Below are 20,656 nucleotides of genomic sequence, written 5' to 3'. Positions count from 1 at the left end.
TACATTGAAAGAGGGTAGATGGGGGAATGGGGAGTAGGGAGTGGGGAGTAGGGGTAGAGGATCTAAAAATGTCTCTCCAGTCTCCAATTCCCACTCAAAACAAAATCCGGCAGTCGAGATTGTATCTCAGGTCAGAATCACCGATGATAAAGAATCGTTCTTTCTCGACTGTTGCTCATGATTTCTGCTGTTCACACGCGCGATCGCATTGCCCAGATTTATCACCAGCCTTTTCCAGACTTGTTATTTGAGGCGCAGCAGGTACACCGCGAACATCATGATCCGCGGGCGATTCAGTTTTGTACGCTTGGCAATATTAAGAGTGGGGCTTGTCCGGAAGATTGCGGCTATTGCGCTCAGAGTGTGCATCACAATACAGGCTTGAAGCCGGAACCTTTGATGCAACTCGATGCGGTTCTCGAAGAAGCACGAGCCGCAAAAGCAGGAGGTTCGACTCGGTTCTGTATGGGTGCGGCTTGGCGAGAAGTGAAAGATGGATCACAGTTCGATCGCGTTCTCGACATGGTGAGACAAGTGGCAGCCTTGGATTTAGAAGTGTGCTGCACGTTGGGAATGCTCAAACCGCATCAGGCTCAACAACTGAAAGAAGCGGGACTCACGGCGTACAATCACAATCTCGATACTTCTGAGGAGTATTACGACAAAATTATTACGACTCGGACGTATCAAGATCGGCTAGAGACGATTCGCGCTGTCAGTGAGGCAGGAATTTCCGTCTGTTGTGGTGGAATTGTCGGATTGGGTGAAACGATCGACGATCGCTTATCGCTCCTCGAAACTCTCACCAAATTAAATCCGCCTCCTGAATCGATTCCCATTAATGCACTGATTCCAATCGATGGCACGCCCTTAGAAGCTGCGAAACCGATTGACGCGATCGCGCTCGTTCGGATGGTCGCGACAACTCGGATTCTCTTTCCAAAGGCAATGGTAAGGCTGTCTGCGGGTCGGACTGAAATGAGTGATGAATTGCAGGCGATGTGTTTCTTTGCAGGGGCAAATTCAATCTTTACGGGTGCGAAGTTGTTAACAGCACCAAACCCAGAGCGATCGCACGATGAAGAATTAATTCTCGATCGATTAGGAATGATTCCAAAACCGCTTTAGGATCGCGTCGAGCCACTAGAATGAAACTGAATTTCAAGCAAATCTTAGAAAGTGCTTGAAAAGCTTAGCTTGCTTGCAGATAATTTCTGATACGACTCGGTAGATTTCTGCTGCAATTCAGTCATCAACTCTGTGTTCCATTCATCTAGTCGGGGGATCTGATATGACAGAAGCACTACTCATCGGCATTGGTCAGTACGATGATGCCAATTTGCAGCCCCTGGCAGCACCCGATCGCGATGTTGCTGCTCTGCAAGAACTCCTTCGCCGTCCTGATATTGGCGCAAGTCGTACCGATGAGGTCACGGTTCTCAATCATCCAACCCTCCAGCAGATTCGAGACACGATCGAGACATTCTGCACGCTGCGTGACCCGAACGAAACGGTTTTAATTTACATTTCGGGTAACGCCATCGTCACTGATCAAAGAGAACTGTTTCTGCCTTGTCGCAATACGTCGCGATCGCATTTAGAACAAACAGCCTACTCTCTGTCTGAACTCAAAGCCGAACTTGAGTCCTGTCCGGCTCGCCAGCAAACTGTGATTCTCGATTGCTGCTTCAGCGGCACGTTTGCCAAAGACATGATCGCCCCCGAAGACTTTAGTGCGATCGCCGAATCCTTCGTCAGTCCAAGCCGTGCCTTGCTGACTTCTCCGATCTCGATCGAGTACTCTGCCAAACACAAATCGAATCGCAATTCAACCTATACCCAATTGATCATTGATGCGTTTGAAACAGGGATGGCAGACGGTGCAGCGAACCAACCGATGCGAGGCGAAATTAATGTCACCGAGCTTCATGCTTACATTGCGACCCGTCTACAAGATAGCTTGCCTGCTCTATCCCCAACTCTACACAGCCAAGAGCAAGGCTATTTCATACAACTTGTGAATGCGCCTTATCTGAACTTCCGTCAAGAAGCAATGAGCCTAGCAAGTCAAGGAGAAATCTCGATCGTCGGGCACAACATTTTAGAAGCGCTCCGGATCAAAGAAGGCATTCCCGAAAATATTGCGAATGCGATTCGAGAGGATGCGTTACTTCCGCATCGTCAGCAAGCTGAGAAACAGCGCCAGTATGAAAACATCCGCGAACAAGTCAGTCAGCGCGAGTCTCCGTTAAGCGACAATACTCAAGCTGAGTTAATGCAACTGCGGCAACTGTACGGGCTGCAAGACAACCCGTTAGTCACACAACCGCTGCCAGTAGATTCAGCAAATGCAACGCTTGCCCCCCTCCCCACAGAAATCGAAGTCCCTGTCGAAGCATCGGTCGAAGCTCCTGTGGAGAATGAGATTCCCGTCGAAGCTCCGACGACTGGCGATCGATTGACTCAATTTCTCAGAAATCGTCGAATTTTGCGATCGTCGGATGAAGCAGTCGAACCTGCAACTGATCCAGCCTCGCGGTTTCTGCAAGAGCGCAATATTTCTCCAGAATTAGTGCGGCTTGGACTAGCAAGCTTAGCGGTACTGGCTCTCTTTGGGGCAGTGCTTTGGGCGTTGTTCCAACCTTTCCCAAATTCGCGTCCTCAAATTGCGACTGCAGATGGCTGGTTTGAGGAAGGCATTCGCAAGTCGAAAGAGGGCAATCACAATGCTGCGATCGCAGCTTATACCGAAGCGCTCAATCTCAGTCCCACCCCTGCGAATCGTGCTGCGAATCTTTACTACAACCGAGGAGTCGAATACGCGAAGAATAGCAACTTTGATCAAGCGTTTGCAGACTATAACGAAGCAATCCGGCTCGATCCGAAATTAGCAGATGCTTACTTTAATCGAGCAAACATTGCAGCAAAAAGAGGCGATCGCAGTTCTGCGATTAAAGACTATCGCGCAGCAGCTCGACTCTATCAAGCTCAAAATGCAAGAAATCTTCAGCAGAATGCCCAGAATGCAATTCGCGCATTAGAACAGCCTGCGACTTAATGGGATTGAAAGCACCTGTGATAGAAAACGTATCAACAGGTTGCCGCTCCGTTCTAGCTCGCCCCGGACTGGAAGTCGGGGCTAATCGTGCGAAGTCCTTTTCAAAGGACTGAAGACCTGATTCTGATTGGTTTTTAGTCCCTTTAGTGGACTTCGTTCTGTTAGCCCGGATTTTCAATCACGGGCGGGTGAATGCGATGAACGATACTTTTCAAACGTCCTCTGATAGGGATATGGAGAGATAGAAAGCAATCTGAGTTTAGGTTCTCCCCACTCCCTACTCCCCACAATGAATGCCGTTGACTACTAACCCAATTGAGTCAGGAACTGCATTGCTTTTGCTACAAAACTCGCACAGTCATAAGGTGAAGTTTCATAGAACGATCGCCAAGCTGAACCTTTGAACTCATCATAGCGATCGTGATGTTCGGGATGCTTATCGAGCCAAGCTAGGCGAACCGCGTGACCGATGAGGACATCCATCACGATGTATTCTTCTACTTTGAAATCGGGGTTGCGTTCTGCGATCGCGGCAAGTTCCATCAATGCTTCAACATTCACTTGTCGATATTCAGGAGCTTGCATTTTGTTCAGCAAATGCTCGATTTTCAAAGCAAAGTTCTTTTCGCCTGCGGTCATTTCTGTAGTCAAGAACTCACTTTCTAACCGATTGCGGCGTTCGAGCTTGTCTCCGACGACTAAGCCTTTGCAGTGATGGAGTACCTTCCACACACTCGGATAGAAGTCTGGCGGAACGCGATTTAATGCACCATCTAATTGACGTTTGCGCCACCAATCTTGAGCAGTCGGTTCGACCTCCGCTTGATCAACGATGACAACCCAATCGATCGCTTGTTTGGGCAGTTTAACTTTCAGAGATTCTTGCTTGAGTAATGCTTTGTTCAAGTCAGCATAACCAACGACGATCTGCCGCAGTCGAGTTTTAATCTCAAAGGGGCTGAGAGTCATTAACTTCTCATAAGCTTCGTCTTGCGTTAGGTCTAGCTCACGAGCCAGATCAGTCGTAATCAGCAAAATCAGATAGCCGACTCGCAGTGTCAGTAATCCTTTAAAAAGATTGGGTTCTGCTTTAATCAGCAAACTGAGATAGATGATCACTTCTTGCGTGAGAACGCGATCGCTAATATCTTCGCGACAGAACTGACGAATTTTTTCTAGTACTTCAGTGTGTGGAAGCGGTTGCACAATCAAAGAATCTTCGCTGTACGCTCGTCCGATCGCAATTTGTTTCTGCCTGACCAGAATATCAGTGACCGCATCAGAAAGCCCAACATCGACTTTATCCAGCAATCCTGCACAACGCCGCAGTAAGCTCCAGTAAGGCTGTCCACTCGAATCTCCCTTACTTGCTCTTGCATAGCTCTCATTCAGCAAGTCTCGCACTGTGACTGGTTTTCCTGCGCCTGCTAATCCGGTGTCAAACTCTAATCCCTCTAATCGAGCTAAGGTTCCGAGTAGCTCAACTTGTTCGTAGAGATTTTGCGACGATCGTAAGCTGTCAAGTAAAACTTTGACATCCGATTCGTACTCTAGTTTGAACTCTTGTGAAATGCTGAGTGGATGCGTTTTATCGGGATCGAAGCCCAGATGATAGCGAGACACACTCAATCTAGCAACCGAAGCAGTTTCAAACTTGAACGCATGGAGTGAATCAATTCGCTCCGTTCCTGCTGTAAGAATGAACTGTTTAAGCTGTCCCAACTGCACCGGAATATCACCACATCGTCCAGCTTGAAGTTCTTGAGCGAGATCCAGTAATGCTTCTCGACCCAGTTCAAACATCTCTTTGGTCAATAGTAAGGTGACAATCGGTCTGCCTAAACTTTGCCAATGTCGATGAATGTAAGCGAGTTCGGTTTTGATATTAGAGACAAGGAAGTGATAGTCCAATGTGAGGTAGAAACGCTCAGGTTCGAGAAATGAGGGAAGAAAGACGATCGTATCTTTCTTGATCTTGTAAACCCTTGCAGTGGTCAGACTTCGCATTCGTCGCTGAGGACGACCTGAGAGTGCTAATTTTGAGTTTTGCCCAACGTAGGTATACGCTGCGGCAAGTTCACGGGCGTGTCGGACTTGAATCGGTTCAACTTGTTTGAGCGTTTGAGTCGTAATGTTATTGGCTTCAAGCTTGACCTGTAGTGATTCGTCCTCTGCAATTAGAGCAATTTGAATCGTTGCTTTGCGGCGTTGTCCTCGACGGAGATAGCGTCCACACGGATCAATGTCTCCGACTGAAATGATGCCCTCATGCAGCATTTGAGCAAGTAGATATAAGCTTTGCGCCCAAACTAACGGGACATTGTCATTGGGGACGCGAATTTGGCTACGCGGAGCGGCTTTCTCAGCTTCGATCAACTCTTCTGGAACAATGTACAACTCGGGTAACAGTTTGAAGCCATCTCGCTCGACAGTGAGGGTATCTAGGCGATCGAGATAAGCTTGAGCTTGTGCGCGATCTCCTCTAAAAATTCCATCTAAGGCAAGGTAGGTAAAAAACAACGGCCATTCGCATTCAATATGCTCGAATTGCTTCAGTTCAAATGGCTCGTAGTGTAACCGAGTCGTGTCTTCGATAACGGTTTGGTGTCCATCTCGGAGGAATCGCTTGCAGCCGTAATTGCCTTGCAGTAAATCAATGATTTTATTGCGAGTGCGATCGACTAATTCCGAGTCTTCGACTGCAAATGCAGGAAACCCGATCGCGCTTAATAACGCTGCATCTACTTCTTTAGAACTTGATTCCCGTGGTAGCAGTGATTCTAATGTCGTGCGGCATCTGGCAATCTCATCCGGCAACACGTGAATGACTGAAGCTTGTCCGCCTTGTGTCCCAAACAGATTTAAGCCACTCATGGCTTCGAGTGCAGCTTTTGCCATCCCGACAGAACTGCCGTTTAATTCTGGATTGCCATGATTGATCTTATTACCCCGTTCCCAAATGCCGTAATCAGGAGTGCGATAGGTTCGACCAATGTAATAAACCAAGTTTTGGACAAAGTTGACTTCATCGATCGTGTACACAATTGACAATCCCGAATTTGTCATTTGCGCCAACATTAAGAGAAACACTGAAGTCGCATCTAACTGCAAATGTCCCCATTCGTCATCGCCAACAACAGTTGATCCGGTAGCGGTGTCGTATTTGGCGTGGAGTGCTTCTAAAGGATTCTGAGTTTCTTTGAATTTCTCCACTTTCTGCGCTTGGTGCATCATGGCATTGAGCAATCCGCGCATGAGTTTGACAACGCTATGTTCTAACTCGTAGGTACGTCCACGATCGTCATCAAATTTGCGATACGCAAGTGACAATCCCCAAACTGCCAAAATGCTGTAAACGTTGTCTCGTACCCAGGCATCGGTATAGTTCCCGTGTTCGTTGATCGCCGTACTCGCGGGCAGCAATCCAGAGATCGGATTTTGGCGACTCAAAATAATCGCTTGAACCTGCTCATAATAGCGATCAAGACGATTTGCGAGATCAACTGCGGAAGTTGCCATAGCGGGATTCAGGGTTAAGAGTTGAAAGACGACATTCGGACAGATCTGAAGATCTTAACCGAAGTTGTTGTTATTATTTCATCTTGTCTTAAGGTTTGTAGTTCGGCTTTCCTCCCAATTCAATTTCAAATTCAATGCAATGGGGCGCAATCATTTATGTTGAAGACTGCTCGATCGCGATTTCAGGCAATCCCATCACCGATCGATATCGCGCCTCTGTTTGGGCAACTGCTGCCGATTTTCGTTTCGGGTTCCATTCACTTTGCTCAAACAATTTCCCTGCAAGATCATTGACGCTAACATTACAAATTTCATGATCTGAGATAACTTGTTTCCCATTCACCCAAGCATGACTTATTACACTCACGGGACGACCCAAAATCAGTAACCCAATTGGATCAGTTCTCGGCAATAACGATAAACTCTTGAGATTGTATAGAACGAGATCGGCTTTTTTGCCAACTTCTAGTGAACCAAATTGATCAGCCCGATTTAATCCGATAGCACCTCCTCGCGATGCCATTTCTACAGCTTGTCGAGGCGTGATCCAGTGTAGATAATCAAAATCGGTCACATTATGCAAAATTGACCCCATTTTGATCGCTTCTAGCAAATCTTGAGAATCGTTGCTAGCTGAGCCATCACATCCGAATGAGACATTCACCCCGGCTTGTCGGTATTTCAAAATCGGCGCAATGCCGCTGCCTAAACGTAGGTTACTGAGTGGATTATGTACGACGGTCGATCTCGTTTCTGCCATGATTTCAATATCGCGATCGTCGAGCCAAACACAGTGAGCTAGAGAAGTTTTCGGACTGAGAAATCCAATCTCTTGCAGATGTTGCACAGCACTACAGCCATACTTCTCTTGTGCTAAAAGCTTTTGTGCTTTGGTTTCCAAAAGATGAGCATGGCGATTGAGATTATAGCGATCGCTCAGTTCAATACATCCAGCAAACAAGGCATCTGAGCAAAGCTGAATGCCCGTGGGAGCGACCATAATTTCTACGCCTTCGTCAGGACGATGAAACTTTTCTACAGCCGTTTGCAGCAGATCAAGCATTGCTTCTGTTGTCGCTTGATAACTGCTGTGTTTTACTTCATCGCCTCCAGTCGGAATGCCCGCGCTCAATTCTTCATCTTGAATCAGCGGTGCAATAAAGGCTCGAATCCCAACATCGCGATAGCCTCGTTCCGCAGCCGCGATCGTTTCAAGCTCCTGACCTGGGATCAACACTAAATGATCAACAACACTCGTTCCCCCCGTCATTAATGTCTCAACGGCTGTTCCAACCGCGCTGAGATAAGCTTGCTCTGGATCGAGAGGCGTAAACTCGTACAGTTCTGCAATCCAGAGTTCAAGTGGACTCGGAGGAATGATGCCGCGTTGCCACATCTCAGAAGAGTGCGTATGAGCATTGACAAATCCAGGTAATAGAAGCTGATGACTGCCATCGATCACAGTTCCGATTACAGGTAAATTCGGCGCGATCGCAGTAATACGATCCGCTTGAATCTGTACGTCCACGGTTTTGTAACCCTGATCGTCTGGAATCAAAACATTCTGAATTGTAAAGCTCATAGATTACGATATCCGATCACGTTCTTGTAGCAGTGTACGGGATTAATTTCGATCGCGAAGTTGTTTAATCCACAATTTCGGGTGATCATCAGGACGCACTCGAAAACTGAGGATGGAGAGTAAAAGCGGAACTCCACCCACTTTTGCACTCATCAATAGGTGTAGAGCGAGACAAATCAGCATCGTTGCCCAGGCTATCAAATGAAAACTGTAAGCAACATGGAACAACTGACCTTGGGGCAACCAAGTTTCATCCATGAGTTTGCCAGTTCCAGCGGCAAAGACGATCGCCACAATCATCAAGGTGTTGGTGCAGCGTTGCAGCGTTGCCCACCAAATCGGTTTGCCAACTTGGGTGAGATTCGCGATCGTATTGTTTTGAATCAGCTTCTTTCTGCCTAGCCAAAGACTATAAATTAAGAACAAAGGTGAAAACAGAAAAAAAGTCAACCCGATCGTACCGTGATAATCAATAATCGCGTTAATTCTCGGTAACGGAATCTTGCCAAATCTTTGATCAAATGTGTCATAAACCCAGAATCCACTGATCAACGCAGCAATCACTAATAGCGCATTGATCCCGTGTAAAAATCTCAGCAGTGAAGGTTGATAAGGCTTTGTACGAGACATAAATTCTGAATTTCTAGACAATACTCTTTACTGATATACCTTAGAAATTGCACAAAACTCAAAATTAGTTATTGTTTTTTCTCAGGATGTAACATGATTATTTCCTGACAAATTTTGCCAAGCCTGATCAAAAGATTACGTCTGAAGGCTTATTGAAATAAATGCGATACCGTATGTGAACACCAAAAATTTTGAAGTGTGATTTTCTCGATTTCATACTTCATTTTTCCATCATTATTGTTGGAGTTCTTCACATGGCTACTGTGAAAATAGGGATCAATGGTTTCGGTCGCATTGGTCGCCTTGTGTTTCGCGCCGCACTTGAGCATCCCGATCTGGAAGTGGTTGGGATCAATGACTTAGTTCCGCCTGATAATTTGGCATATTTGCTGAAATACGATTCAACTCATGGGGTATATCCCGGCAAGGTGCAAGCTAAGCCGGATGGCATTGTGATGAATGACAGGTTTATTCCCTGTTTTGCAATGCGGAATCCGGCTGAGTTGCCCTGGGGCAATTTGGAGGTAGATTATGTTGTGGAATCGACTGGATTATTTACCGATTTTGAAACTGCTTCAGCTCACTTGAAAGCAGGTGCAAAACGGGTGATCATTTCTGCTCCGACCAAAGACCCTGAACGGGTCAAAACTCTGCTCATGGGAGTCAATCACGATTCGTATAATCCTGAGCACGATACGATCGTCTCGAATGCAAGCTGTACCACAAACTGTCTTGCCCCAGTTGCGAAAGTCCTCAATGATCATTTTGGGATTACTGAAGGCTTGATGACGACGGTTCACGCGATGACCGCGACTCAGCCAACGGTGGATGGCCCCAGTAAAAAAGACTGGCGCGGCGGACGCGGTGCTGCCCAAAATATCATTCCTTCTTCGACGGGTGCGGCAAAAGCGGTGAGTTTGGTGCTGCCAGAGTTGAAAGGGAAGCTGACAGGAATGGCATTCCGGGTTCCGACTCCAGATGTGTCTGTCGTGGATTTGACGTTTAAAACTGAGAAGCCAACGACCTACAAGGAAATCTGCGAAGTCATGAAAGAAGCCGCGGAAAATTCTCTGAAAGGGGTTTTGGGCTATACCGATGAAGAAGTTGTTTCCACTGATTTTCAGGGCGATCGCCGTTCTAGCATTTTTGATGCAGGTGCAGGAATTGAACTGAATTCCAATTTCTTTAAAATTGTGTCTTGGTATGACAACGAATGGGGATATTCCAATCGGGTCGTTGATTTGATGATGATGATGGCGAAAAAAGACGGCATTTTAGATTAACTTTGAGACTTGAAGGACTCTGACTTTTTGAAGAATCGGAGTCCTTTTATCTTCAAACGAAGCGAGCGATCCACAATAATGCGTCTTTCACGTCTGTTACTCTTTCCCCCGTTGGCATTGCCGGACGTTTGACCATGACGATCGGTAAATCCAGTTCTCGTGCTGCAACGAGTTTTGCAGCAGTGGCATCTCCGCCACTATTTTTACTGACGATCGCTGCAATATGATAATGCTGCATCCACGATCGCTCTTGTTCTAACGTAAAAGGCCCCCGAGCAAGTAACACTTCTCCGGGCGGAATTAGACCCGTCGGCGGATCAATCATTCGCATTAAAAACCACAGTTGTTGCAAATGGGCAAACGCTGCAAGTTCTTGTCGCCCGATCGTTAAAAAGACCCGCTGTGCGAGATCGGGTAAAAGTTTTGCGGCTGCTTCGTTACTTTCGACTTCAATCCAATTCGATTCGGGCTTCCATGCAGGACGACTCAGCATCAATCGAGGAATCGCAGCGCGATCGGCTGCTGCTGCCGCATTCCAAGAAATCTGTGCTGCAAATGGATGAGTCGCATCGATTAATAAATCGATCGATTGCTCTTGAAGATAGTGCGCTAATCCCACCTCTCCCCCAAATCCACCGACTCTGACCGTTCCAGATAGAGGGATTGCCGTCTGAGTCCGTCCTGCTAATGAAGAAATGACTTCTATGTTGGCAATCTCTATGGCTCGTGCTGCCAATTCCTTTGCTTCAGTTGTCCCACCCAGAATGAGTAACCGCTTTTTCACGATAATATTGTTCAGATCGTGATTTCAAAGTATATGGCAGACTCTCCCATCTGGCGACCTTTTACTCAAATGAAAACCACTCCCGAACCGTTGAAGGTGAAACGGGGCGAGGGAGTTTGGCTTGAACTAGAAGACGATCGCCGAATTCTCGATTGCATTTCAAGTTGGTGGGTGACGATTCACGGACATGCTCATCCGAAACTTGCAGAAGCGTTGTATCAGCAAGCAAATAACTTAGAACACGTAATATTTGCCGGGTTTACACACGAACCTGCTGAGCAACTTGCTCGTAAGTTACTGAAGCATCTGCCACCACAGCTTACTAGAGTCTTCTTCTCCGATAATGGTTCTACCGCTGTTGAAGTCGCGCTGAAAATGGCGTATCAGTACTGGCGCAACTTAGGAGAAGAACGCACAACCTTCATCACATTCGATGGCGGCTACCACGGTGACACGATCGGCGCAATGTCAGTCGGTGCAGGCTCAACCTGGTGGCAAAAGTTTCGATCGCTGATGTTCGAGACAGCGCTAGTTCCCTTCCCTGAAACGTATGACGGAGATTTAGAAGTCGATCGCAAAGAAGCTGAAGCGTTAGCCGCGATCGAGCAATTTCTCAAACAGCAAACCATCATTGGGATCTTTATCGAACCCTTAGTTCAAGGTGCAGCCGGGATGCGGATGTGCCGCCCTCAATTCTTACAAGCATTGAGAAAGCTAGCAGATCAGTACAATGTGCTACTAATTTACGATGAAGTGATGACGGGATTTGGTCGCACTGGAGAGCTATTTGCCTGTCTCAAATCTTCAACCGCTCCCGATATTATTTGCCTGTCTAAAGGGCTGTCAGGCGGGTGCTTACCGCTCTCTGTAACCGTTGCAACGGAAGCCATTTATCAAGCCTTTTATCAAGATGATCCGACTCAAGCTTTTTACCACGGACATTCCTATACGGGGAATCCTTTAGCTTGTGCAACAGGTGTCGTGTCATTAGAGCTACTCGAACAGAACCCTGATGGTTATCAAAAATTAGAAAGCTTGCATTGGAAATTTCTCGATCGCTATCTCTTCTCAAATCCCCGCTTAAAACAGTTTCGAGTTTGCGGCACAATCGCAGCAATGGAAGTCAAAACTGAAGAACAATCGGGTTACTTTAATGCGATCGCACCTTTGCTCAAAGCTAAATTCTTAGAGTCTGGATTTTTACTACGTCCATTGGGTGACACTCTTTACATTATGCCTCCCTATTGCATTACTGCGGATGAGTTAGAGACAGTTTATCAAGTGATCGATCGCACCTTAAAAAACCTCTAACGTTTAGCAGAAAATTTACACTTTTTTATCAAAGTTCTCCGGAGAAGGAAAAATAAGTACTGAATATTGCTAGTAGCAAAATACACAAGTAGCTTTTAGGCTCACACTAGCAATGTCTAAACTTAACGATGTTGAGTTAATTCGGAAATTCATTCAGGGCGATCTTAGCTTTCTTGCGAATCAAAATCTACGACTTGAGCCTGTCTTCAACTCGGCTCAACTGCTTGCAAAAAGAGGCGAACTCATTGCAACAGCCAAACTCGTTGGAAAGATTCGAGCGATCTTAGTTCGACAATCTTCTGCCTATCAGGAATTACTTAATCGCATCTTGACCGAGCATCAATACCTGCCAATCGGAATCAACGATCAGGGTTTAGTGGAATATGAACATTCCCCGATTCCGTCAGGTTACGAAGCAAACTATACCGAGGTGCGTCATCTGTGGAAAGCGTGGCGTACGCACTACAGCCGCAAGACAAATCTGAAAATTTTGATTCGATCGAATCAAGACTGGCTCCCGATTCAGAAAATTGAATTTGGTCAAGAGAACTTCTTTCTGCACGTTCCAGGTGATGAGAAAATGCTGTGTGTCAGCGATCGGATTATTTGGCTGAGTCCGATTGAGACAGAAGAACCTGCAACACAATTTTTTGTGGATCAGCCTTGTATCCAAACGACAAAAAAAACTGCTCTCTAAGCCTTTAAGAGTCACTGTGCTAGCAGGAACAACTGCCATTTCTGCGACCAGCATTTCTGAAGCAATCTTGATACACAGGTTAAATAAGCTTCCACATCCCGTAACGCCTCTAAATTTAGGTATTGTGGCAAGAAAAACGGTGATACTGCCAAACAACCACTCTGAAATTTGAACTCTTTTCGCGATCGCGCTGTCTAAACTTCATTTCTATTCATTAGACTGTGAAACAGATAGTTGGGGGCGAGAGCGTGAAAGATTGGATTAAAACTCGACCAAAAATTCCAAAATGGCTATTGTGGCTTGGAATTGCCGGACTATTGGGCATAGGCGGATATTTGGGATATCAGCAATACACGGCTTCTCAACGGCAAGAATCGCGGCGAAGAGTGCAGACGGTGACCGTCGATCGAGTTGATACTGCACTAACCATTTCCGCCAACGGAACTGTCCAACCTGCTCAATCGGTCAATGTCAGCCCGAAAAGTTCGGGTGTGCTCAGACAATTATTAGTGAAAGAAGGCGATCGAGTTGAAGCAGGTCAAGTGCTTGCTTACATGGACGACTCCAACCTACAAGGACAATTGATGCAAGCACAAGCACAGGTTGCTACTGCTCAAGCGAACGTAACAAAGCTTGAATCTGGCAATCGTCCGCAGGAAATTGCTCAAGCCGAGGCGCAACTCGCAGCAGCCCAAGCCAATCTCGATAAATTAGTCGCGGGCAATCGTCCTCAAGAAATTGCTCAATCGCGATCGCAATTAGCCGCAGCCGAAGCGAACTTACAACAAGCTGAACTGAACTTTAATCAGAATCAGAGGCTCTTTGGATCTGGAGCATTGTCTCAGCGAGAATTGGACACCTCTCGAACCGCATTAGCGACTGCCCGTGCGCAAGCTGAACAAGCGAAACAAGCCACCAATTTGCAGCAGACAGGAACTCGACCTGAAGACATTGAAGCGGCGCGCGCTCAGGTTGAACAACTCAAGCAAGCATTGAGCTTGCAAAAGGAAGGGGCACGATCCGAAGACATAGAAGCCGCTCGTGCTCAGTTAATGAATGCTCAAGGACAGCTCAAAACCGTTCAAACTCAGATTAACGATACGATTATTCGCGCACCGTTCCGGGGAGTGGTGACTCGGAAGTTTGCTGATCCGGGTTCATTTGTTACTCCGACGACTTCAAGTAGTGATGTGAGTTCTGCGACCTCTTCTTCGATTCTGGCTCTTGCTGCAACCAATCAAATTGTGGCAAAAGTTCCAGAAACGAGTATTCCTCGAATTAAAGTCGGACAGACTGTGACGATCGAAGCAGACGCTTTTCCAGGCAAGTCCTTTAAAGGAACCGTTGTGCAAGTTGCTAATCAATCGACCGTGGATCAAAATGTCACGAACTTTGAGGTCAAGTCTGCGATCGACGATCGAGACAACCAACTGCAAGCAGGCATGAATGTCAATGTGAAATTTAATATTGGCAAGCTTGAAAATGCGCTGGTTGTGCCCACTGTTGCAATTGTTCGGCGGGCTGAAGGGACAGGCGTTTTACTAGCAGGACAAGACAGACCCCGATTTCAGAAAATTACAACCGGAGCTTTGATCGACGACAAAACAGTCGTTGAATCAGGATTAAAAGAAGGCGATCGCGTGTTGCTCAGTTTTCCGCAGGGTGAGCGACCCACTTCAAGAACACCCTCTGTGTTTCCAGGTGCGCCCGGTAGCGGCGCACCTGGTGGTGGCAGTAGACGGGGCGGAGGTTAGAACCATGGGAAAACTTCGAGTCAGACAAGTGCCACTGCTAGAGATCTTCAGCATGGCAGTAGAAGCCTTGTGGAGCAACCGATTAAGAACGAGTTTGACGATGCTCGGTGTGATTATTGGCATCGCTTCGGTGATCACAGTGACTTCGGTTGGTCAAGGCGTGCAGAAAGCAACTGAACAGCAGATTCAGGCATTAGGGACAAATGTCATGCTGGTTCTGTCTGGGGTCGCTCGATCGGGCGGGATCAGTCAAGGAGCAGGTTCAGCGAGTACATTGACCTTTGAAGATGCTCAAGCCGTGGGGAAACAAGCTCCAGCAGCAGCAGGAGTCACTGCCTATTTGCAGCGGGGCGGACAGGTTGTGTATGGCAATCAGAATACTTCGACTTCAATCTTGGGTGTGGATTTGAACTATCCTGATGTCAAAGAAATTCAACCCCAAGAAGGACAGTTTTTCACTCAAGACGATCTGGTCAATGCCACTTCAGTGGTCGTCTTGGGCAGTGCAGTCCGGGATACCTTATTTGCATCTGGAGAACGAGCGATCGGAGCAAATATTCGGATTCAGAATGGGCGCTATACAGTCGTCGGTGTGGCAGAGTCAAAAGGATCAGTCGGGGGGCAAGATCAAGACGATCGCGTTTACATCCCATTGACGAATATGTCGGCGCGGATTGTGGGAAATAATTCGCTCAATGGTCGGGCAATTAGCGGGTTTTGGGTGAAGGCAAACAGTCAAGAAGAACTTGAAGCAGCACAATTTCAAGTCACGAATCTGCTGAGAGTTCGACATAATATCTATCCTCCCAAACCGGATGATTTTCGGATTAGTAATCAGGTGGACATTATTAATACATTTAGTAGTGTTGTGGGATTGTTTACGGTATTGGTGAGCGCGATCGCGGGGATTTCGTTAATTGTCGGCGGAATTGGGATCGCGAATATTATGCTCGTTTCGGTTGTCGAGCGAACTCGTGAAATTGGAGTCAGAAAAGCGATCGGGGCGACAAATCAAGCAGTACTGAGTCAGTTTCTCACCGAAGCAATTTTAGTCTCCCTGATGGGAGGCGCAATCGGGGTGGCAGTCGGTTTAGGCTTAGCGTTTGCTGCTTCAACGGCGTTTAGCTTTCCATTCATTATTTCTGGAGTCGCGATCGCGGCTGGACTCACTTTAGCGTTAGGAGTGGGATTAGTCGCCGGAGTAATTCCAGCGAGAAATGCGGCTCGACTGGATCCGATTACAGCATTACGCAGTGAGTAAGGGGCATTCTTGAGATAAATCGAGCAGTCTGAGGTAACGGATTATGACTGAAAATAATTTGCCTTTTCACGTCGTTCATAGTGTGACTCGTGGTGGCACGACGTTTGAATTGTTGGAATATAAACCACTGGCGGGAAGTGAAACCCTTGCGATCGCGGAGCAACTGCACGTTCTGAACAAAGCAGGCGTGCATTTACGCCAGTTACGAGTGCGCTTAGACAAAGATGGAATTCGCACAGAACCGGGAGCACTGCAATTTAGTAAAGGTCGGATTGAGATGGAAAGCTCAACCGGAATGGGAGAAGGGGTTGGAGGACTCGTCAAAGGCGCACTGGCAGCAGCACGTACGGGTGAAACGATGTTCAAGCCGTTGTACAGTGGCACGGGTGAAATTTACTTAGAACCCACCTTTGGACATTACTGGTTCATGCAGCTAAACAACCAAACGCTGTATGCGGATCAGGGATTGTTTTGCTGTAGTGAGAATTCCATACAAGTTGGCGCGCATCGGGTTGAAAGCTTTAGCGCACGAGTTGCAGGTGGAGAAGGACGCTATCAAACGAAGGTGATGGGCACAGGAATTGTCGTGTTTCGGATTCCTGTCCCGTTAAGCGAGATTATGGAATTAACATTAGAGAATGAAACCCTGCAAGTCGATGGGTCGTTTGCGTTGTTGCGAACCAGTGGAATTCAGTTCAGTGTGGAGAAAGCCTCGAACTCTCTGATGGGAGCTATGACGAGTGGTGAAGGATTTCTGCAAACGTTCCGAGGAACAGGGCGCGTGTGGATTGCTCCGACGCAATCGGTCTATCAGCGAATGGCAGGATTAGGAGTGACTCGTTTAACTTGATGATCTGTTGTGGGAAAAGCACTCTGAGCTTTTCCATCCTCGGAGTGCTCCAGATTTTAGCTTGCGATGTGCGTGATTAATGGGTCGGGGACGGGGAACGATCGCTTTTCCATCAACATGAAACGGTGTTTCTCTGCATTAAAGGCAAATACAGTGCCCGTCTCGATCTCATACATCCAGGCATGAAGGTTTAACTTACCTGCATGGAGTTTGGAGCGAATTGCCGGATAGGTTTCAAGGTTTTCGATTTGGGTGAGGATGTTTTGTTCGATCGCGATTTTCAATAATTTCTCTGGCTCAATTCCTGCATAGTTATCTTGTACGACTCGACGGGTCGCTTCTCCATGGCGTTTGAGCCAGTCATAAACAGCAGGCATTTGTTCAGCCAGCGTGCCAATTTGCAGCAATCCTTTCATTGCCCCACAGTGCGAATGCCCGCAGACAATAATGTCTTTGATGCCCAACGCCTGCACTGCATACTCGATTCCGGCTGATTCCGCACTACTCGCTGCTCCATAAGACGGAATAATATTGCCGACATTGCGCATCACGAACAGTTCACCGGGTTGGGCTTGGGTGATCAGACAGGGATCAATGCGTGAATCAGAACAGGTGATGAATAAAACGTCGGGAGATTGTCCTCCAGAGAGCCGCTCAAATAATTCTCGGTGATCGTTGAAGTAATTGCTGTGAAACGAGTTTACGCCTTGAATCAATCCGGTCAGCGACATAATCTTTACCTGAATGCGGTGAGGTCAGCAAGTCTGCGAACGATAGAGCCAAGTCATACTTGACGATTGGCTTTATTCTTCCTTTTCTACAGCGCTAATGTAACACTTTCCGAATTTTTGTAAACATCTTTTCCGCATTTTCTAGTTTAAAGGCAGCAAAATTTCAAACACTGTGCCCCGTAATCTCGGTGAAATGTCGCAGTAAACTCGGAAGATGCCGCTATGTCTTGCTGTCACAATTCGATAACTTGTCGCAAGACTGGTTTCTTTCGTGAGTTCGGTAGAAAAGGCTTGCATGAGTTGACGTTGAATTTCGATCGACATTTCGCTTGAGTTGTCTGCGATTTGAATCGCAACCCAACGCTGTCCAGTTCCATCGATCGAGCAAACTTCGGTTGAAATTCTAATTTGTGGAGCGTCAGAGCTTACTAGGTCAGGATTTTGTTCTCGGTATGCAGCTTGATTCAGCAGCGTATCGATTGAACAATTCAAAATATTCATAAACACCTGGCTCAGTTGGCTAATGAAGCAAGGCACTGGCGGCAGGTGTCCATAATTTTTCGTGACTTGAATGTCGCTCGACAGGCGGCTTTTCAGCAGCAGCAGCACCGAGTCGAGACAGTCATGTAAATTGGCTGGACGCGGATACACTTCATCGATATGGCAGAAATTCTGCAAGCTATTGGCAAGACGGGAGAGACGCTCGGCTCCAGTTTTGATGCTGTCTAGCGTTTTGGGCAGATCTTCGCGAATATAATCGAACTCGATCGCTTCTTTGAGATCAATCACTTTCTGGGGAACGTCCGTAATACATTTCTCGTAAGCGCCGATAATTTCCAACAAACTGCGGCTGTACTCGGCAATATGACTCAAATTTCCCCAGATAAAACTGACGGGATCGAGAATTTCGTGAGACACTCCATCGACCAAGCGTCCCAAACTTGCCATTTTCTCGCTCTGGAGCATTTGAAGCTGGAGGCGTTCGATTCTGACTTGGGTTTCAATACCGCGCAGTTGCCAATAGGCAATATTTAATTCATGTGGATCGAGAATTCGGTATTGATCTGCACCGAGACGCACGACAATCGGATCGCGCAGTCGGTCAAACGGACGACGCAAGGCTTGTTGGGCAGCGGTGAGAATCGGAGTGTCGCCACTGAGAATCAGCGGCACTGTGCGATCGTAACTCTGTAAAATCCGCAACGGTTTCTCAAGAAACAGGTCAATTCCGTAGGGACGGAGCAAATATTCCAACAGACGATGGCGGGAAATCAGGCTCAAAAAGCGCCCATTTTCAGTCAAAATTACCCCTGGGAGTAACGGATGCTGCTCAAAGATCTCAGCCACCTCCGTTCCCAAAACGTCCAACTCTGCCGCAAAATCATACAGAGGCAAATCTTGTAGCATCGATTCGAGCTGAATTGTCTGTACGTTTCCGGGAGCCAACACGGGAACGTTTAGTTTCGATCGAAACTCAGATGTAGATGGTGTCATCACAAGGGTAATCGTCCATAAACTTGCTAAATCTACACTGCCCAAATTTGCGTCTACCTTACCAGAACCCTTTTAACTCCTGCTATGCAATTGATTTCATTTTTGTTCCGCTCATCTCGTAAATTAGTGTCGATCGCGATTTTGACGGGTTTTTTGAGCGGGGCGAGTAGTGCAGGATTAATTGCATTAATTAGCCGCGCCTTGGGCAATGGTGCCGTGTCACAGATTGCGTGGGCATTTGTCGGATTAGCGATCGTGTCGCTGATCACGAGCGTGATTTCGCAGATGGTGCTGATTCAGTTGGCGCAGGATGCAGTCTTTAAATTGAGATTGCAGTTAAGCCGACAAATTTTGTCGTCGGAGTTGCGGCATTTGGAGCAGCTTGGAAATGCGCGCATGATGGCAACTTTGACCGAAGATGTGCAAGCGGTCGCCACTGCGGTTTCTTCGTTTCCGTTTTTGTGTATCGATTTGGCGACAGTTGTTGGCTGTTTTGTTTATATTGGTTCGCTGTCTTGGGTTGTGTTTGCGATGGTGATGGGGTTGTTTTTCTTTGCATTCGCAACTTGTCAATGGATGCTCAACCAAGCTCGTCGTCGGATGGTATTTGCACGCGAAGATCAAGATGTGTTGTTTCGGCATTTTCGATCGATTACCGATGGCATCAAAGAGATGAAGCTGCATTACCCGCGCCGTCAGGTGTTTCTGCGCGATGAGTTAGAGACCGCTTCCGCGTCATTTCGTCGGCATAACATTCACGCTTTAGTGCTCTTTGCGTCGGCAGGAAGTTGGGGCAAGCTGATCTTCTTTTTTGCGATCGGGTTTGTGATGTTTGCCTTGCCAGGTATTGTATCGATTCCGCCTGAAACCTTGTCCGGCTATGTTTTGACGTTTACTTATTTGATGTTGCCATTGGATAAGATGGTGCTGAAATTGCCGATTCTGAGCCAAGCAAGTGTGTCATTGCAAAAGATCGACATGCTAGGTTTGTCCTTGAAGCAAAAAGCCGAGTCTACAACGATTCCCAGTACCGTTCAGACGTGGAACCGCTTAGAACTGAAAAGTGTGACGCATAGCTACTATCAGTCTGAAGATACGAAGTTTACTTTAGGCACGATCGATTTAACATTGAATGCAGGCGAGATTGTATTTATCGTTGGTGGTAACGGCAGCGGAAAATCTACCTTCGCTAAGCTTTTAACGGGATTATATGCGCCCGAAACTGGCACGATTTTACTCGATGGCGAACCGATTACTGAGCACAATCGAGAATGGTATCGACAGCATTTTTCAACAGTGTTTGCTGACTTCTACTTATTCGATCGCTTACTCGGCTTAGATGCGTCTGACGAGGATGCTCAGCGCTATCTTCAGCAGTTACAGCTTGAACACAAAGTTCAGGTTGTAGATGGAAGATTATCAACCACGGAACTGTCGCAAGGTCAAAGAAAACGGTTGGCATTGTTGACGGCTTACTTGGAGGATCGTCCGATCTATTTGTTCGACGAATGGGCTTCGGATCAAGATCCAATCTTCCGAGAACTGTTTTACACCGAGTTTTTGCCGAAATTAAAGCATCGGGGTAAAACGGTTTGGGTGATTAGTCATGATGATCATTATTTTCAATTTAGCGATCGTGTGATCAAGCTCGATTACGGCAAGGTAGAATACGATCGCGTGACTTCAGAACATCCTTAGAGGA

General features: G+C 47.0%; 15 protein-coding genes. 9 read left to right on the top strand and 6 right to left on the bottom strand.

Annotated elements, in window-relative coordinates; translation table 11 throughout:
* Positions 1–177 precede the first annotated feature (177 nt).
* A complete protein-coding gene (gene bioB, locus LEPBO_RS0122265; RefSeq protein ID WP_017289795.1) occupies positions 178–1,128 on the top strand; it encodes a biotin synthase BioB in 951 nt (316 codons plus the stop codon).
* Positions 1,129–1,291: 163 nt separating this feature from the next.
* Positions 1,292–3,058 (top strand): tetratricopeptide repeat protein, encoded by a 1,767-nt coding sequence (locus LEPBO_RS0122260; protein ID WP_017289794.1) that lies wholly within the window; start codon positions 1,292–1,294, stop codon positions 3,056–3,058.
* Between the two features lie 306 nt (positions 3,059–3,364).
* On the opposite strand, the gene LEPBO_RS0122255 is transcribed toward LEPBO_RS0122260, so the two are convergent.
* The 3 genes from LEPBO_RS0122255 to LEPBO_RS0122245 form a co-directional block, all read right to left on the bottom strand.
* On the bottom strand, positions 3,365–6,577 hold the full coding sequence (locus LEPBO_RS0122255) for a glycoside hydrolase family 15 protein (RefSeq protein ID WP_017289793.1): 3,213 nt from the start codon (positions 6,575–6,577) through the stop codon (positions 3,365–3,367).
* Positions 6,578–6,731: 154 nt separating this feature from the next.
* A complete protein-coding gene (locus LEPBO_RS0122250; protein ID WP_017289792.1) occupies positions 6,732–8,159 on the bottom strand; it encodes an amidohydrolase in 1,428 nt (475 codons plus the stop codon).
* Positions 8,160–8,201: 42 nt separating this feature from the next.
* Complete coding sequence (locus LEPBO_RS0122245) at positions 8,202–8,789, bottom strand: cytochrome b/b6 domain-containing protein (RefSeq protein WP_017289791.1); 588 nt, start codon at positions 8,787–8,789, stop codon at positions 8,202–8,204.
* 254 nt (positions 8,790–9,043) lie between these two features.
* Between LEPBO_RS0122245 and gap the strand changes: the two genes are divergently transcribed.
* Positions 9,044–10,072 (top strand): type I glyceraldehyde-3-phosphate dehydrogenase, encoded by a 1,029-nt coding sequence (gap, locus tag LEPBO_RS0122240; RefSeq protein WP_017289790.1) that lies wholly within the window; start codon positions 9,044–9,046, stop codon positions 10,070–10,072.
* A gap of 52 nt (positions 10,073–10,124) precedes the next feature.
* Here the strand turns inward: gap and LEPBO_RS0122235 are convergent, their stop codons facing one another.
* Positions 10,125–10,856, bottom strand: coding sequence for a cobalt-precorrin-6A reductase (locus tag LEPBO_RS0122235; RefSeq protein ID WP_017289789.1), 732 nt, complete (start codon positions 10,854–10,856; stop codon positions 10,125–10,127).
* A gap of 33 nt (positions 10,857–10,889) precedes the next feature.
* Here LEPBO_RS0122235 and bioA point away from each other — a divergent pair, with 33 nt between their 5' ends.
* The 5 genes from bioA to LEPBO_RS0122210 all read left to right on the top strand — a co-directional run bounded on the left by bioA (position 10,890) and on the right by LEPBO_RS0122210 (position 16,729).
* Positions 10,890–12,167 (top strand): adenosylmethionine--8-amino-7-oxononanoate transaminase, encoded by a 1,278-nt coding sequence (gene bioA, locus LEPBO_RS0122230; RefSeq protein ID WP_017289788.1) that lies wholly within the window; start codon positions 10,890–10,892, stop codon positions 12,165–12,167.
* A 112-nt stretch (positions 12,168–12,279) separates the two neighbouring features.
* Positions 12,280–12,864 carry a hypothetical protein gene (locus LEPBO_RS0122225; RefSeq protein ID WP_017289787.1) on the top strand — a complete coding sequence of 195 codons (585 nt, stop codon included), beginning with the start codon at positions 12,280–12,282 and terminating at the stop codon, positions 12,862–12,864.
* Between the two features lie 221 nt (positions 12,865–13,085).
* Positions 13,086–14,618: an efflux RND transporter periplasmic adaptor subunit gene (locus tag LEPBO_RS0122220; RefSeq protein WP_144056249.1), complete on the top strand. Its 1,533-nt coding sequence runs from the start codon at positions 13,086–13,088 to the stop codon at positions 14,616–14,618.
* 4 nt (positions 14,619–14,622) lie between these two features.
* On the top strand, positions 14,623–15,879 hold the full coding sequence (locus tag LEPBO_RS0122215; RefSeq protein WP_017289785.1) for an ABC transporter permease: 1,257 nt from the start codon (positions 14,623–14,625) through the stop codon (positions 15,877–15,879).
* Positions 15,880–15,922: 43 nt separating this feature from the next.
* Positions 15,923–16,729: an AIM24 family protein gene (locus LEPBO_RS0122210; RefSeq protein ID WP_017289784.1), complete on the top strand. Its 807-nt coding sequence runs from the start codon at positions 15,923–15,925 to the stop codon at positions 16,727–16,729.
* 56 nt (positions 16,730–16,785) lie between these two features.
* Here LEPBO_RS0122210 and LEPBO_RS0122205 read toward each other — a convergent pair whose 3' ends face one another.
* Positions 16,786–17,460 (bottom strand): carbonic anhydrase, encoded by a 675-nt coding sequence (locus tag LEPBO_RS0122205; protein ID WP_017289783.1) that lies wholly within the window; start codon positions 17,458–17,460, stop codon positions 16,786–16,788.
* 141 nt (positions 17,461–17,601) lie between these two features.
* Positions 17,602–18,954, bottom strand: coding sequence for a sensor histidine kinase (locus tag LEPBO_RS0122200; protein WP_017289782.1), 1,353 nt, complete (start codon positions 18,952–18,954; stop codon positions 17,602–17,604).
* Between the two features lie 84 nt (positions 18,955–19,038).
* Between LEPBO_RS0122200 and LEPBO_RS0122195 the strand changes: the two genes are divergently transcribed.
* The gene (locus LEPBO_RS0122195) at positions 19,039–20,652 is read left to right on the top strand and encodes a cyclic peptide export ABC transporter (RefSeq protein WP_017289781.1); all 1,614 of its coding nucleotides are present in this window, start codon (positions 19,039–19,041) and stop codon (positions 20,650–20,652) included.
* The last annotated feature ends 4 nt before the right edge of the window (positions 20,653–20,656 follow it).

Source organism: Leptolyngbya boryana PCC 6306 (assembly GCF_000353285.1).
GTDB classification, from domain to species: Bacteria; Cyanobacteriota; Cyanobacteriia; order Leptolyngbyales; family Leptolyngbyaceae; genus Leptolyngbya; species Leptolyngbya boryana.
This window is presented reverse-complemented; position numbering and strand designations above follow the sequence as displayed.